Consider the following 15,977-nt stretch of genomic DNA (forward strand, 5'->3'; position numbering starts at 1 on the left):
AGATTTCTTATCACTCGCTCATTTACAGCTGAATAATAGAATTCATTTCAATAGCAATTGTACCATGTTGGTTCTGACGCTGACGACATGACGAATATTGTTAGGTACTGAGTAACTCCACCGGAAATCATCGCTCTTTGGCTGGCTTTATTCTACTATACGTTATCTTTTTCATCTTATTTGAGCGTACGCCCTCACTCCGGAGTCGTATATACAACATATTCAGAAGATGCTCGGCTAAGAAGCGGATGTATGATTTTGAAAGTTAAGCCTCTTTTGCCGACATACAAATGAAAGCCAGTGAGCAATCGTAGCCCCCGGCTTTTTGAATGTACTTCTTATGTTTGAATACAGCGTTTATACAGACAAGTGTGTGATTGCCTTCTCGTACGTACTGAAGCCGTCTGTCTCTCCCACAAAGGTATAGTCGTTACGCCCATAGAATGCGTTCAATGTTGCGTTCTCAGTTCCGCAATCTAATCGGACAATGTGTTTATCCTCAAACTGGATCCCGCTGCTCGACCATTGCAAAATCGCCCGTCCCAGTCCACTCTGGGCGTACTTTCTGCGGATGGCTAATCGGTGCAGATAAAGTGCGCCATCCCCGGCATGCGCTTTGCTTCCCCATAAGTGCACATCCCATGCACTTGGCTGGCTCATCAAAATAACCATGCCAGCTACGTCAGAACCCTTTTTAAATACAAATACGTCGCCACGCTGAATAGCCTCCGCCGTATTATGAGAATCCTCACCTTTTAACAACGCATTCCATTGAGAAGACCCCTGGCTCCGCAACCACTCGGCTGTTTCCATGAGCAGGGACATCACATCCTCCGTGTCTTCCGGCTGAGCCTGCAATGCCTTAAATTCATCATTGATGTAGTCTGTTGTGATACTGAATGAGTGCTTCATGATTCTCCTCCACTTCCAGGTCTCTCTTAAACTAATGGTACTATACCGGGAAATGGCTTGTTCGTCAAAAAGAAAACAAAAAAGGCAAGAGGCTGTGCCTCTTACCCTTCAATCTTCGCTTCATCGATAATTTGATTACGGTATAACATCGTGAGATGTAATGTATCAAACTCAAGCTCTTTGTCCAGCTCTCGCATCAGAACTTCAACCAGACTCTTTCGCTGAACACTTGTGCCGGGTACCTGATAATCAATATAGCCTGACAAATCCGCTTCTGAGGTATCAATCGTTGCTGTACCTACAGGTAACCCTCCGCGTTCTTGTAGAAACAGTTCATATACCCGAAACTCCCGATCTTTGCGCACCAACATTACATAACAGGCTTCTTCAGCAGCTTCAATCTCTTCGAGATCTTCTTCGGACTCTATCTCATCCTCATCCGCAAAATCCCGGTGCACCCATTCCGCCGATTCCATCTCCTGCCCTTGATGCCACATGCGGATCGTAATTGTATCGATGATTTCTTCATCCAGCTCTCGTACCAGCAGCTCGGCAGCCGCATCCTGATAACTCTCTGCCGGTTCATCATACCAATGGATCTCACCCTGCACATCAGCGCCATATTGTTTCAGAGAGGCTTCAGCCAGTTCCTGTCCATTGGCGTCATTAAATACATAAGTAGATATGCTGCGTCCGGCGCTTACAAGCTCCATTTCGAGCAAATGTTCCGGGTCTTCATATGTAAATGATTCAGCTTGTGAGCCAGGAATGATGTGTACTTCATTTACGCCAGCCCGTTCATTCTGTCCATCGTGACTGTAGCTATCTTCAGACCGTGACGACTGAATGAACATATCCGTTTGAGACTCTGGCTTCTGTAACACAGAATACAGTGTACCGCAGCTTACAAGCACTTCATATTCAGCAGCACTTACCGCATCCGCGAGAGAACGAATATATTCGTGCACTTGCTCCACAATATATTGTTCTGTCTCGTCAGGTAGCGAATTTTGCTCAATCTGAAGGCTACCGGATACCCGATCCCCTTCCCTGAACACAAGCAGCAGCGAACCCATATATTGACCGCCCACCATAATATCCTGTACTTCGCCACCTGATGTTCGAAGATCAGGAATCAGCTCTACTTTCAGTTCCATGCACCTGTCCTCCTCGGTTCCTAACGTTATTCTATTAGGTTACCCTTGAGAGCGACAGTTTATAAGATACAACGCTATTCAGATTTTAAGAGCGAACTATTAGACGGACAACACATATTTTTGGATAGCGTGGGCCACACCCTGATCGTTGTTCGAAAGTGTAACCTCGTCCGCAGCAGCCTTAACTTCCTCCGGGGAATTATCCATCGCAACCCCTTTGCCTGCAAAGGTCAACATGGTGATGTCATTGTAGTAGTTACCTACCGCCATGATCTCGGAAGGCAGGATTCCTTTTGCTTCGGCCAGTCTTTTTAGAGCTGCACCTTTGGAGGCTTCGGGATGCATCAGATCAATGAAAAAATCACCGCTACGCGTCATATAATATGGAAGATTCCAGGTCGACCACTCCTGTTGCACCGCATTCATCTGCTCGATGGGTCCAAACGCAGTGAATTTCGCAAGCGGCTCTGTCATATCCGCCCATTGCGGCAGCTTTAATGGTTCTGCCATGAAGTTTTGATACATTTCGCGTACCTGCAACTCCAAACCTTCGGGCTGATCCACATAGAGTCCAAACGCCGTGTTGATGTCAAAATGTACACCTTGCGTACGGCAGTAAGATATGAAAGGCTCCAGCCCCTGTCCATCCATGGCAAAATGGTGCACCACTTCACGAGTCTGAACCTGTGCAGTTACTGCCCCATTATGTGTTATGACATATCCGTCAAGTCCCATCTGCTCCATAAACGGGATCGTATTCGCAGGACCTCTGCCTGAACACAAGACAATCTCAGCTCCCTGACGGGAAGCACGAATTAAGGTCTCTTGCGTCATTTCGGTAAGTTCATGATGATCATTAAGCAGCGTTCCATCGACATCCAGTGCGATTAATTTAATTGTCATTGTCTTCATTCCTTATCTGTAAAAGAGTCGCACCCACCCAAACCCTCCCTTCCGAGGGAGGGCCCCAGAGGGCTCTGCCCTCTGGACTCCCGTCTCGTTTACCGGCGGCGGTTTCGATCTTGCTATGTGACGGTCGGTGTGGGAGCGCTTGGTTGCCGGGTCTGCCGCTTGACAGCGGCGGCCCCGCCCAAGCTCAAGCGGGACCATTACGGGCAGGGCTTCGCCTTCTGCCCGGCTCTCTGCTCCGCTTCGCGAAGGACGGGAGCTGACGCACCTTTGGCGCGGTGGGCAAGGCTTCGTACACTGCCCAGACTCCTTGCTTCGCTTCGCGAAGCAGGGAACTATTACTTCCGCAGACGATCTAACTCGTCAGCGGTTAGTTCGCGATAACTGCCAATTTCCAGATTGGCATCCAGCTCCAGGTCACCCATGGCAACACGTTTCAGATAAACCACACGTTTGCCAACAGCCTGGAACATTCTTTTCACCTGGTGGAACTTGCCCTCATGAATGATCAATGAAATGGAAGAAAACACGCCCTCTTCTGTTTCCTCATGTTCCAGCACAGTCAGTTCCGCAGGCAACGTCTCGTATCCATCATCCAGCTGAATGCCGGCTTTGAATTTTTCAATATCTTCTTCATCAACATTTCCCAGCACACGGGCTTCATACGTCTTGGGCACATGTTTACGCGGGGATAACAGATCATGGGCAAGCGGCCCATCATTGGTTAGGATGAGCAAGCCTTCGGTATCTTTGTCGAGCCGTCCCACAGGGAACAGATCGAAGACACGCTCCTCTTTACGCAGCAGATCAATCACCGTTTTATCCCGATTATCTTCGGTTGCCGACACCACGCCAGGTGGTTTGTGCAGCATCAGGTAGATCATTTCACGATACACAATCCGCTCTCCGTCAGCTTCAATTACGTTTACGTCTGGATTAACCTGCACACCGCTGTCTTTCACCGGTTTACCGTCCACACGGATTCTGCCCTGTTTTACCATCTTTTTGAGCTCACTTCGAGACCCCACACCCATATGGCTCAATATTTTATCCAGACGCAGCGTTTGTTTGCCTTTTCCACTCATACTGATGTCCACCTCCAGCCTGCCGGATATTCATTTTTCAGTACACCATCCAGCCATTTCCCCCAGCCAGCCGCAAATCCGTCCACACACACCAACACATAACCTTTGGCCGCCGTATCTGCTTGACGTTCAACTCGTGTCTCTTCGATGTTCAACGTCTCTCCTTTGAGATACCTTACTGCTTCACCGTCTGCGGAAGATAAGTTAACGTATCTCTGGGCTTCAGCTGCATTCAAAGCACATGCAAGCGGATGAGAGGGCACAAATCGCCCATTCCTCACGGTACCCATAAACCACCCTGGTCGAATAACCTTGAGCCCTTCCAGACGGGCAGCACCCACAGAAGATTGATACACTCGATCGCCATAATACACCGTTTCTCCAGCAAGTTCGATTTCCAGATTTTCTTGTATAAATTGAGCATACACCGTTCCTGGATCGACATTTGCCTGGTCGGTTCCTCGTCCCTGAGCCCGTTCGTTTTTGCGACCACCACGCTCGTTTCTTTTGCCCTGTTTTCCCTGAGCCTTGCCACCACGGGTATGCTTATCATCGCGTTCTCTGGATTCGGTTCTCATTAGACGTTCCCGTTTCCGCTCTTCTTTACTGATTGGTGCAGATACATGGATAAATGGTTCTACCAATTCACTTGGTTCGGTGAAATCTACGCCCACTGCCTGTCCAATTTGTAAAACGCTGCCCTCTTCTTGATTTCCGTCTTCTTCGATAAGAGATTCCGCACGATGCTGCAATACAGCAACATAATGTCCTTCCCCCTCCAAGAGATGAGGCCACAACCTCGCAGTGCCGCGCGTTTGGTCCAGCACAGATTCCGTCTCTTCTGCTTTTTCGGGCAACATCTGACGCACCCATTCCGGTCGTCCTGGAGCAAATCCTGCACTTTCCGGGATGTCATTCACCACAAAATCAGGATTGATGTTCAGAAATTCCGCTATCATCGCTTCATTTTCCTCTGGTGCAAATGTACATGTGGAATATACGATGGTACCCCCTGGAGCAAGCAGTTTGGCCGCAGTCTCCAGAATATCGCGCTGCATCAGCACACATTTTTCCACCGAATGATTCTCCCAGGATTTCACCATGTCCTCATCTTTGCGGAACATGCCCTCACCAGAGCAAGGCGCGTCGATTAAAACTTTATCAAAATAATGAGGAAATGCACTCGCAATCCGTTCCGGTGATTCATTCAATACAACAGCATTGCGTACCCCATACAATTCCACGTTTTTGGCGAGGGCTTTCGTACGTTCCGCATGGATATCATTTGTAACAAGTACACCTTTCCCCTGAAGCTTGGCTGCGATCTGGGTTGTTTTCCCGCCAGGAGCCGCACATAGATCCAGCACACGTTCCCCGGGTTTCACATTCAATAATTCAACTGGGGCCATGGCACTTGGTTCCTGGATATAATACAAACCCGCATGATAATAAGGATGTAACCCCGGCTTAACCCCGTGAGGCACATAAAAACCCGTTCCGCACCACGGAATGGGTCGCATATCAAATGGAGCAATTTCCTTGAATTGTTCCAGCGATATTTTTAACGTATTCACTCTCAGCCCCGCATGTGGCGACTGCTCATAAGATTTCATAAATTGTTCAAATTCATCGCCTAACAAGCTTTTCATTCGCTCGGCAAATATCGAAGGCAGCTGTACAGCCATAATCCCACTCATCCTGTCTTGTTAAAATTGCATATAGTTCTATGTTATCATATCCGGGCAATGCTTTCCTATTGCTTCATACATATTCCACTACAGCGTGTAATGTAGTATAATGGCAAGTAGATTGATTGATGTGCAAAAATTCGGGTGTTTATGCATATTATCCCATCCCGTATTTTTGCCAAAACTATATTTCGATATGATCGATGGGGGATGTCTTAATGAAATCCAAGAAGAAAAAGAAAAGCGCTGCGATCCTTATTTTCCTGGGTATTTTCGTCGTTTTGATTGCAGCACTCGTCCTGGTGAACCAGCAATCCAAGAAACAAATGGACGCCGTGGGGAATGCTTATGGCATCGCCGCCTCCAAGCTTAATCCCGCAACACGCGAATTGCTGGACGATCCGAACTACCAACAAATCATTTTGCCTGATGATCTGAAAGCCAGAATTGATAACAAAGACAGCTTCTTTGTATATTTCTTCGCCTCCGACTGCTCACACTGCCGTGCGACAACACCTCAGTTGATGCCACTGGTCGATGAGGAAGGGATTCAACTGCCTCAGTTCAATCTGCGTGAATTCGATTCCGGTTGGACCGATTATAACATTGAGTACACACCAACTCTGGTATATTATCAGGATGGTGTTGAGAAAGACCGCATGGTTGGCGGGCTGCAGGAAAATGGCAGTGCCAACGGTTATACACTGGATGACTACAAGCAATTTTTCGAGAAATATAAAGGCAGTGCCACTCCATCGGCAAGCTAATCGTATATTCCCTTCGCGGATTTGATGGACCCACATGGATTATATTGTCCTTTTCATGGACAAGCTCTGGAATCATTCCAACCTTTAATGATGTCCTTTAATATCGAACACCCCGGCCAATTCCTCTAGAGGAACGGTCGGGGTGTTTTTTAAAGATCATATGTTTGAGAACATGTTAATGATAAAGTGAATGATGTCTTTCTATTACAAGCTTACTCGCTCTGCAAGTTCTGCTCCTGCTGCAATGCTTTCATCTTCTCTTCATAGATTCGTCCACGTGTAGGACTCCGGCGTTGGGGAATATTAGGCTTCAGCTCAAGAGCTCGTTCTCGAACCTCCTGCACCAGTACCTCATCCTGAATCTGAATATGCAAGTCTCTGTAGGGAAACTTCTGCGGCTCAGGACCCGAAAGTCCATGAACCAGCTCCTGTACTTCCTGCACCAACGGTCCAAGGGCAATACCTCGCGAAGTTTCCGGATATGACTTTAACAGATCTACCGAACTCTGTAACATCATGCGTCCTCCGCGAAGGTTATCATTCCTGAAATGATACAGCCCCACTGCAATCTGTAGCAATCCTTTGTACAGAGAATCTCGATCCCGTTCAAGCCACAGTTCTTCCAATACCTCATGGCATTCAAAGTAGTCCCGATCGCGATTGAAGTAGATCAGATAGTCAACATACAGCGGCTCATAGCTGCTCATCCGGGTTTTCGCCCTTTCTAGCCGCATTCAGAAGTGCTTTTACATCATCCAGAAGGTCTTTTAACCCTTCCATATCATGACGCTCCCAGCAGTCATTGAAGCGCTTTTGTGCCTCTATCGCTTCGTTCACGAGGTGGTAGAAATACAATTGATGTATGATGCTCAGCGTTCTTGATACAATATTGGAGTCATCTTCAAAGGCCTTTTGCGCCTCCAGAATTTGCAGACGGATCGCCGACATCTCATTATCGAGTACAAAAGCGGCTTCCGCCGTCTTTTTCAATCGTGCGCGCATATCATCCGGCAGACTCTCCCGAAACTTGTAACTAAGGGAGTGCTCGATCGTGGCCCAGAAGTTCATCGCCAGCGTCCGAATCTGAATCTCGGCCAGTACATTCTTCTGCCCAAGAGCCGTCTGAACAGGATACTCAATAATCATATGGAAACTGCGGTAGCCGCTTTCTTTGAAATTGGTGATATAATCTTTCTCGATTAATACCGTCAAATCCTTACGTCCACGTATATACTCGGCTACCCGCCGAATATCATCCACAAACTGGCACATAATGCGGATACCTGCAATATCCTCAATGCCTGTTTCCACCTGATCAAGCGGCACATTCAGGCGTCTGGATTTCTCCAGAATGCTGGATATTTTTTTGACACGACCGGTAACGAATTCGATCGGGGCGTATTCTTCCCTTTTCTTAAGCTCCGCCCGCATCGTTTTAAACTTAACTTTCAATTCCTCTACCGCTTGTTCATAAGGAAGTAAAAATGTACCCCAGTCTCTACCGTCCATGCTTATGCCTCCTGTCTCTATAGCTTCCCCTGTTCTTATCCATTATACATGATGTTAAGCGGGGGGAAGAGTCCCGTACGACATTACCCTCTTCCACGCTTCTAATTTCCAATCCGGGGAACTCCGAAACATTTCTTAACGATGCTCTGCACCGACAGCTTCCGAAATATGACTGTAACCGTCTTTGCGCAGCAATTCACGCAGTCCGGCATGAATGCGCCGGTTCACTTCAGGTCCTTCATAGATCAATGCCGTATATATTTCCACCAGGCTGGCCCCTGCTTTAATCTTTTCGTAAGCATCTTCGCTTGTGAAAATGCCCCCCGATCCGATGATTGGCAGTTTGCCTTCTGTCTGGCGATAGATTTGGCGAATGATTTCCGTGGAACGATCACGCAGCGGCTTGCCACTTAGTCCACCTGTCTCCTTGGCATGCTGATGAGACAGACCCTCGCGGCTGATCGTTGTATTCGTTGCGATGATGCCGGCAACTCCACTATCTGCAATGGTACTTACCATATATTCGAGCTCCTGGTCATTCACATCAGGTGCGATTTTGACCAGTACCGATTTAACGGAACCGCCCGCTCTCTTGCGCTGCGTCTCCATCTCATTCATCACAGCGGCAAGCAATTCCTTCAGTTCATTCCCATGTTGCAGATTACGCAAATCCGGTGTATTTGGTGAACTGATATTCACCACAAACAGGTCCGCATAATCGTATAGCGCTCGAATGCATTTTGCATAATCCAAATGCGCTTCTTCATTCGATGTCGCCTTATTTTTACCTATATTTACGGCCACTGGAATACGGCGCTCCGTGAGGCGTGCCAATTCACCCGCCATCGCTTCGGCTCCAAGGTTATTGAATCCCATCCGGTTCACCAATGCCTCATCGGGAGGCAGGCGGAATAACCGTGGCTGGTCGTTACCTGGCTGTGCAAGCGGTGTGACTGTGCCCACTTCCATGAAGCCAAACCCGATGGAAGAAAAGCCCGTTACAGCCTGTCCGTTTTTGTCCAAACCAGCCGCAAGTCCTACAGGTGTAGGAAAATGACATCCAAACATATCCACAGCCAGATCCGATGTTTCACGCACGCCATACATGACACGCAAACCGGAAGGAACCGGGCGAATACTCCCCATTCCACTGAGGCCGCCGATAATTAGATGATGGGCCTGCTCAGGGTCCATTTTGAACAACAAGGGTTTAGCAAGACTTCTGTATAACAAATCACTCACTCCGTTCTGGTCCGGTACGCTGAAAAAACTGCTTTCCGTCTTTTTCATATGTAAAAAAACACTCTATACACAAGTCTATCCGTTTCTTCTTCAAAAGGAAAGTAGTTTGAGCATAGACAGAAGGAATCGTATTATGCAAAATGCTCACAAGAAATCCACCCGCCTACTGGAAATGGCGAGTTGAATTCTTTACAATGGGAGCATGGCTACATCTATATAGCCTTATTCCATGAAGGAGGAACAGCCCATGGCTCCCAAACGCAAACCACCTACTTTGCAGCAAAAGAAAGATGAGGTCAACCGGAAAGCCATTATCTGGACCGCAGCCAGCGTCGGTGGACTGATCATTATCATTGGTGCGCTTATTATTATTGCCAACCTGTAAATGCTTCAACCGATTGTTTCTGCATCTACATACCAATCCAGCATGGATTTTACGTTTTCTTCGGTCTGAATCACTTGGTTTATCGTTTAATTCAACCAATGATACGTCTTATTCGGATTATTTTGCTTGGGAACAAGTGTGTACCGGTAGCGATCCTTCGCTTCTGGAACCATAGCTGTCTCTGGCAGCAGATCTTTCCCGATGCGTACCGGAGTTCCCTGAGGAGCAAGAGCAAATAGCTCTTCCACATCTTCAGTACTCATTCTCACACATCCAAGGGATTCATCCAGCCCGATACTGTTTGGCTCGTTGGTCCCATGGATGGCATAATTCGTGTCCGATAGCTGCATGCCCCTACTTCCAAATTCGCCGTTGGAGCGACCATTTGGATTTACAACCTTGTCTGAAATGACAAACGAACCCTCTGGAGTACGATCTCCGCCAAGCCCCACCTCGTAATTCCGAATAATGGTGTCGCCACTAATCAGCGCAAGCTTATGTCTGCTCTTGTCCACGATGATTTCAAGCCGATCCTGCAAAAAAGGCTTTCCGCCTAACGTATCCACAAATGCAGCGTTTTTGCCTTGCGGCAAATCTGAACCTTCACGTGTTCCCTCACCTGTGTTTTTCCCTTTTCCCATTTGCCCTTGTTGATGCATGGCTAGTAGTGCCGGAAACATCCGGGTCATGCCAGGTGCAGTATCGCCCAGAATATTATTTGGAAACGGCTGGGCAAGTTGCGCCACACTTTTCGGCCAGCTACCGTTTTGTTTTTTATATGTAATCATTGCACTCGACAGAGCTGCCGCGGATTCCTGTTTGGCTGTCCAGGCTTGTGCCAGACGCTTGATCTCCGGTAATACTTCCGGCGGTTCACAGTTACACTGTTTGGCATCATAACTCTGTGCCGTTAATTTGCCACTGCTGTTTGTCTGAACGATGTATTTCACCGCCATATTTCGCTTCCATAATGTCCAGTTACCTGCGACCTGCATTCCAAGCACAGCCGATGTCTGTACCTTCGCACCAGAGCCTGACCATGCAGCTGCAAGTGCAGCCTCACCCTGGTCCCCTCCACCGAATGCTCCAGCTGTAAACACATTGGATTTTGCAACAAGAGCCAAGTCTTCCATCGGGTTATTCCCTGATTCGCTATCCATGGAATCGTCCGTCGATTCCAACGCTGAAGCCAAAGCCTCGGCTGCATCCCGATTGAAACCAGGAGCGTCTGCAGGTGGTAATCCTGCCAGTACAAGCAGCATAAGCAGGGTAAGCCACATCTTGCGAACACGATGTTTTTTCTCCTTTTGCTCAGCCATCTCAACCAGCTTCTCCTGATAATCCACCCATATATCTGCCGGTGCCTTGCTTCGCTCGAAAGCCTCGTAGACTTCACCCGCCTGTTGAAAACAATAGTTCGCCTTGGCTTCCTGCCCTTCACCCAAATATTCCTTACCAAGTAAATACCAAGCCATTTTATTATCAGGATGTTTCTTTACATATGTTCGTAGGTGAGTATTTTGCATCCGATCCTCCATCATTTCGCCTTTTTCCGTTTCTATATATATCGGCAAATGATGACAAGAAATCCATAGGACTTGAGTACCCGGATCTAAGCCTCAACATTCGACAAAAAAAGCACATTCGACTGTCCCAATGACAGAAGAATGTACTCTTGTATGTTCATATGAAAGGAATTAACCTTCTTTGTTGAAAGGTTCATCCGCAACTTTAATGGAGTCCGTAGGGCAGCCGTCGCAAGCATCCTGCATGTCGTCGAACAAGTCATCCGGAATTGCTTTGATCCCTTTGTTGGCATCTCCATCGAAGATCACTTCTGCCAAACCTTCATCATCATAGTCATAAATGTCTGGCGCCGTTGCTCCGCACGCTCCGCACGCAATACATGTATCTTTTTCTACCCAAGTAAATTTACTCATTACCAATCTCTCCTCCTATTATTCAAAAACGTACAGTATTTTTATCTAGAAACATATTAATACAAAGTAAGAGTTATTACAAATAATTTTAACAGCCTCAAGACTCCATTATGCCCTATTTAATCAAGACTTTGCAAATTATCTTTTTGCAGCGATGTTCCCCGGACTTTATGATTGCGCAGTAATACGGAAGGATCATCCCCCAGCATGCCAGCTGTAACGACAGCATTCTCACCAAATTTGTCACGTAACTGATCCATAATGCGAATCAGGTTTTCCTTCTTCGGTTTCTGCTCATATTCAAACAGATCCAGCTGTATCGCTGACTCCTCACGTGGAATCAGCGTTTGGAGGGTCACACCCAACATACGAACAGGCTTCCCGCCGCGCCAATGTTTCGCAAATAAAGCACAGGCCTCCCGGTATATGATGGATGCATCTTCAGTAGGCACTTCCATCATCCGTGATCTCGTAATCGTCTTCATATCCGGTGTACGAATCGTAATCTGAATGCCCTGACTGAGCATTTCGTGCTTGCGCAACCGCCTGGCAACCTGGTCACTTATATTCAACAACACCCGATGTACATCATCCATTTCAGATATATCCGCAGGCAGCGTTGTTGTGTGTCCGATCGATTTGTTCGCTTCACGTTCAGCCTGAACTGCAGAATGATTAATGCCGTTTGCTGAATTTTTTAACCAAGAACCATTAATACCAAACACATCGGTTAACATCCGCTCGTCTGATTTGGCCAGCTGGCCTATTGTTTCAATGCCCAGCTTCTTCAGTTTTTCCGCTGTCTTTTTGCCAATCCCAAACATCTCGTTGCAAGGTCTATGCCATAAAATCTGAGGTACATCCCTCATCCGCAAAATCGAAATGCCATTAGGCTTTTTCAAATCAGAGGCCATCTTGGCAAGCAGCTTGTTGGGTGCAATTCCGATCGAACAGGGCATCCCCAGCTCATCCCGGATTCTGGTCTGAATACTTTCCGCAATCTCCAGCGGTGTACCGAACTGTCTGGACCCCGTAATATCGAGGTAACACTCATCGATTGAGGTCGCTTCAAGCAATGGTGTATAGCTGTAAGCTATTTTCATGAATTCTTTCGAATATCTACGATATAAATGAAAATCCGGACGAATCACAATTAAGTCAGGACATTTCTTCAATGCTTGATGAACGACCATACCTGTGGAAATACCCCTGCTTCGTGCCGTGTAAGAACAAGTTACAATGACACCTTTGCGCACTTCACTACTGCCAGCAACGGCCGTCGCTTTTCCTCTATATAATTCCGGTTCCTCGGCTTCATGTACAGAGCAATAAAAAGCATTCATATCGACATGCAAAATCACTCGTCCGGCGGTAGGATAATATCGATCTACATTAATGTTGTTATGCGTTTGCTCTGAAGACATGATCCACCACCGCCCTTTCGTATACACAATTCCGTTACATGCAATCTCTACTCTATTATATCAAATTCCCTTATGTAAAAATCATTTATATCCCCTTATTATCGGCCAGATTTAACGATCGATCGAATGATACCCCACACGGCAACGACGATAATAGCAATTATAATGAATGAAATAATTGTATTCTCCCACACAAAATGCATCCTCTTCCCTCCATTTATAAAGACAGGATTTGAATCCCTATGCAATCCTGGAATACTTGTATTTAGATGAAGCATAACATATTACAAGACTACGTTTACAACTCACTTAACTCTACAATCCATCATTTGTTACACCAAATGGTGAATTCGATGTAGCATTTGGCGATAATGGTGCTATAATAATTAATTATACAAATTCACGATTTTAGGACAAATCTACACTTTGAATTTAATACAGTGTAGCGGTACAGAATCGAAGGATTCGTCACCAACATGCCCATATGTTTTTTAAACACACCATTAAACTTTCTAAAAAAAGCGTTTCATCTTAAAGGAGGATCTTCATGTCAAAGGCCATCTCCATCTTCGATACGACTTTACGTGACGGCACACAAGGGGAGGGAGTCAGCTTATCGGCAGATGACAAGCTCAAAATTGCCAAGAAGCTCGATGACCTGGGTGCTCATTATATTGAAGGCGGAATTCCAGGCAGCAACACCAAGGACATTGAGTTTTTCAAAAGAGTCAAGGAACTGAACCTGAACGCGAAGGTTGTCGCTTTTGGCAGTACGCGTCGTAAAGGTAGCATCGCCAGTGAAGACGCCAACTTGAAGCGCATGATTGAATCCGGTGCTCAGGCAGCGACTCTGGTAGGCAAGTCGTGGGATTTCCACGTACACACTGCTTTGCAGACCACTTTGGAAGAAAATCTGTCGATGATCTACGACTCCATTGCCTATCTGAAACAAAACGATATGGAAGTCATTTTTGATGCAGAGCATTTCTTCGATGGATTTAAGAACAATCCAGAATATGCACAGGCTGTATTGACCAAAGCCCATGAAGCTGGAGCGGACTGGCTTGTAATGTGTGACACCAACGGTGGAACGATGCCGCATGAAGTGTACGAGATCGTGTCCACTCTCGCTGGACGACTTCCGCAAGCCCAGCTGGGCATTCATACACATAATGACTGTGAACTTGCTGTAGCCAACACCTTAAGCGCTGTACAAGCTGGTGCCAGACAGGTGCAAGGTACGATGAACGGTTATGGAGAGAGATGTGGTAATGCTAATCTGGCTTCCATTATCCCTAACCTGCAACTGAAGCTTGGATATGAGTGCGTTTCTGAGGATTCAATGAGACAGCTCACGAATGTTGCCCGTTATGTCAGTGAGATTGCCAACGTAAATATGCCAATCAACCAGCCTTATGTCGGAAATGCTGCTTTCGCTCACAAGGGCGGTATTCACGTCTCTGCCATATTGCGTGATTCCCGAACTTACGAACACATCGTTCCTGAGTTGGTTGGTAATAAACAGCGTGTGCTCGTCTCCGAACTGGCAGGACAAAGTAACATTGTGTCCAAAGCACAGGAACTGGGTCTTGAATTCGATCCAAGCAGTGCCAACTCACGTCAGATCATTGAGAAAATCAAAGATCTGGAACATCAGGGCTATCAGTTCGAAGGCGCCGATGCCTCTCTTGAATTGTTGATTCGTGAAGCCAACGGTGACATGAAAGAATTGTTTACCTTTGAATCGTTCAAGATGCTTGTTGAAAAAGTGGCTGGCAAGTCTGTTGTTTCGGAAGCCTTTGTTAAACTTAACGTAGGCGGAACAAGTGCGTATACCGCAGCTGAAGGCAACGGTCCGGTCAACGCACTGGATAACGCACTTCGGAAAGCGCTTGTGCAGTATTTCCCTTCCCTTGCCAACATGCATCTGTCCGACTATAAAGTACGTGTTCTGGATGAGAAAGATGCTACTGCCGCGAAGGTTCGTGTATTAATTGAATCTAAAAACACGGAAAACACGTGGAATACAGTCGGTGTATCCGAGAACGTGATTGAAGCGAGCTGGGAAGCCCTCGTACACAGTTTCCGTTATGCCCTTCTTCAGGAAAAATTGCAGGACGAGCCTGGCGTAGTCAACGTCCCTGCTCACGGACTAAGCAACCATTAATGCATATTTCCCGGAAAATAAAAGAAGCGCCTGTCTCCAAAAAACATTGGAAGACAGGCGCTTTTGCTTCTCGCTTGGCTAGCTTCTTGCTTGGTTAATCCGCAATTAACTCCTTGATTTTGCGCTCCAGCTCTTTCTCAGGCAAAATCCCCAAGATAATTTCCTGAACGACACCTCGGGAATCAATCAGTACATTCGTCGGAAAAGCTAAACCGTTATATTTGGCATAAGCTGTTCCGTCTTCATCAAGCAGAATAGGGAACGTCAGTTTGTATTCATCTACAAAAGCTTTGGCATCCCTGATTTTATCGTACGAAGTTACATTCACACCGTAGAGATCCAGTTTATCCTTGTATTTTGCTGCTAATGTATTGAGCGCAGGAGCTTCCTGCTTGCACGGTTCACACCAGGATGCCCAGAAACTGACGAAGATGGCCTTTTCCTTGGCTCCACCTACAGCGTAGGTTTTCCCATCCATGGCTTTCAAAGAGAATGCTGGTGCCAGTAAACCCGCTTTCGGCCCCGTCTCCGTCGGCATTGGCTCCTCTTGCTTAAACACGGCTGCGATTCCGTTATCTGCATTTTGGGCCAAAGCAATGCCCACAAGCAAAACAACACCCAGCAGTATGTATATATTTCGTTTCATGACCAGCCACCCTTTTGTATAATCAAACATATTGAGATTCACGCTCTTCTAACATGTGAGATATTTCAAGATCTCTATCATATTGTACCCTTTTCCTTTAAAATTTTACAATCCGAGTCACACAAAATAAAATAAAAAAGGACTCC

15 protein-coding genes are annotated in these 15,977 nt (G+C 46.7%); 3 read left to right on the plus strand and 12 right to left on the minus strand.

The window, feature by feature from the left end; all coding sequences use genetic code 11:
- Positions 1–357: 357 nt before the first annotated feature.
- The 5 genes from gpAD87_RS16075 to gpAD87_RS16095 form a co-directional block, all read right to left on the minus strand.
- The gene (locus gpAD87_RS16075; protein ID WP_064639186.1) at positions 358–912 is read right to left on the minus strand and encodes a GNAT family N-acetyltransferase; all 555 of its coding nucleotides are present in this window, start codon (positions 910–912) and stop codon (positions 358–360) included.
- A 101-nt stretch (positions 913–1,013) separates the two neighbouring features.
- Positions 1,014–2,069: a hypothetical protein gene (locus gpAD87_RS16080; protein ID WP_064639187.1), complete on the minus strand. Its 1,056-nt coding sequence runs from the start codon at positions 2,067–2,069 to the stop codon at positions 1,014–1,016.
- A gap of 99 nt (positions 2,070–2,168) precedes the next feature.
- Positions 2,169–2,972, minus strand: coding sequence for a Cof-type HAD-IIB family hydrolase (locus tag gpAD87_RS16085; RefSeq protein ID WP_064639188.1), 804 nt, complete (start codon positions 2,970–2,972; stop codon positions 2,169–2,171).
- A gap of 344 nt (positions 2,973–3,316) precedes the next feature.
- Positions 3,317–4,063 carry a pseudouridine synthase gene (locus tag gpAD87_RS16090; RefSeq protein WP_064639189.1) on the minus strand — a complete coding sequence of 249 codons (747 nt, stop codon included), beginning with the start codon at positions 4,061–4,063 and terminating at the stop codon, positions 3,317–3,319.
- The gene (locus gpAD87_RS16095) at positions 4,060–5,748 is read right to left on the minus strand and encodes an RsmB/NOP family class I SAM-dependent RNA methyltransferase (RefSeq protein WP_064639190.1); all 1,689 of its coding nucleotides are present in this window, start codon (positions 5,746–5,748) and stop codon (positions 4,060–4,062) included. The genes gpAD87_RS16090 and gpAD87_RS16095 overlap by 4 nt, the downstream gene beginning before the upstream one ends.
- 221 nt (positions 5,749–5,969) lie before the next feature.
- Here gpAD87_RS16095 and gpAD87_RS16100 point away from each other — a divergent pair, with 221 nt between their 5' ends.
- Positions 5,970–6,518 (plus strand): thioredoxin family protein, encoded by a 549-nt coding sequence (locus gpAD87_RS16100; protein WP_064639191.1) that lies wholly within the window; start codon positions 5,970–5,972, stop codon positions 6,516–6,518.
- Between the two features lie 212 nt (positions 6,519–6,730).
- On the opposite strand, the gene gpAD87_RS16105 is transcribed toward gpAD87_RS16100, so the two are convergent.
- The 3 genes from gpAD87_RS16105 to gpAD87_RS16115 form a co-directional block, all read right to left on the minus strand.
- A complete protein-coding gene (locus gpAD87_RS16105; RefSeq protein WP_063564787.1) occupies positions 6,731–7,225 on the minus strand; it encodes a DUF309 domain-containing protein in 495 nt (164 codons plus the stop codon).
- A complete protein-coding gene (locus gpAD87_RS16110) occupies positions 7,212–8,027 on the minus strand; it encodes a GTP pyrophosphokinase (protein WP_063564788.1) in 816 nt (271 codons plus the stop codon). Before gpAD87_RS16110 ends, gpAD87_RS16105 begins: the two co-directional genes overlap by 14 nt.
- A gap of 135 nt (positions 8,028–8,162) precedes the next feature.
- Complete coding sequence (locus tag gpAD87_RS16115; protein WP_064640972.1) at positions 8,163–9,260, minus strand: quinone-dependent dihydroorotate dehydrogenase; 1,098 nt, start codon at positions 9,258–9,260, stop codon at positions 8,163–8,165.
- 256 nt (positions 9,261–9,516) lie between these two features.
- On the opposite strand from gpAD87_RS16115, the gene gpAD87_RS32185 reads away from it, so the two are divergent.
- Positions 9,517–9,654 carry a hypothetical protein gene (locus gpAD87_RS32185; protein WP_162842436.1) on the plus strand — a complete coding sequence of 46 codons (138 nt, stop codon included), beginning with the start codon at positions 9,517–9,519 and terminating at the stop codon, positions 9,652–9,654.
- 86 nt (positions 9,655–9,740) lie between these two features.
- Here gpAD87_RS32185 and gpAD87_RS16120 read toward each other — a convergent pair whose 3' ends face one another.
- The 3 genes from gpAD87_RS16120 to gpAD87_RS16130 form a co-directional block, all read right to left on the minus strand.
- Positions 9,741–11,129: a L,D-transpeptidase gene (locus tag gpAD87_RS16120; RefSeq protein WP_231952596.1), complete on the minus strand. Its 1,389-nt coding sequence runs from the start codon at positions 11,127–11,129 to the stop codon at positions 9,741–9,743.
- Between the two features lie 222 nt (positions 11,130–11,351).
- Positions 11,352–11,594 (minus strand): ferredoxin, encoded by a 243-nt coding sequence (locus gpAD87_RS16125; protein ID WP_024629252.1) that lies wholly within the window; start codon positions 11,592–11,594, stop codon positions 11,352–11,354.
- 119 nt (positions 11,595–11,713) lie between these two features.
- Positions 11,714–13,018 (minus strand): DNA polymerase IV, encoded by a 1,305-nt coding sequence (locus gpAD87_RS16130; RefSeq protein WP_063564790.1) that lies wholly within the window; start codon positions 13,016–13,018, stop codon positions 11,714–11,716.
- Positions 13,019–13,565: 547 nt separating this feature from the next.
- Between gpAD87_RS16130 and cimA the strand changes: the two genes are divergently transcribed.
- The gene (cimA, locus tag gpAD87_RS16135; protein ID WP_064639193.1) at positions 13,566–15,185 is read left to right on the plus strand and encodes a citramalate synthase; all 1,620 of its coding nucleotides are present in this window, start codon (positions 13,566–13,568) and stop codon (positions 15,183–15,185) included.
- 94 nt (positions 15,186–15,279) lie between these two features.
- Here cimA and gpAD87_RS16140 read toward each other — a convergent pair whose 3' ends face one another.
- Positions 15,280–15,831: a TlpA family protein disulfide reductase gene (locus tag gpAD87_RS16140; protein ID WP_064640973.1), complete on the minus strand. Its 552-nt coding sequence runs from the start codon at positions 15,829–15,831 to the stop codon at positions 15,280–15,282.
- Positions 15,832–15,977 lie beyond the last annotated feature (146 nt).

Source organism: Paenibacillus sp. AD87, from assembly GCF_001659845.1.
Lineage (GTDB): Bacteria > Bacillota > Bacilli > Paenibacillales > Paenibacillaceae > Paenibacillus > Paenibacillus marchantiae.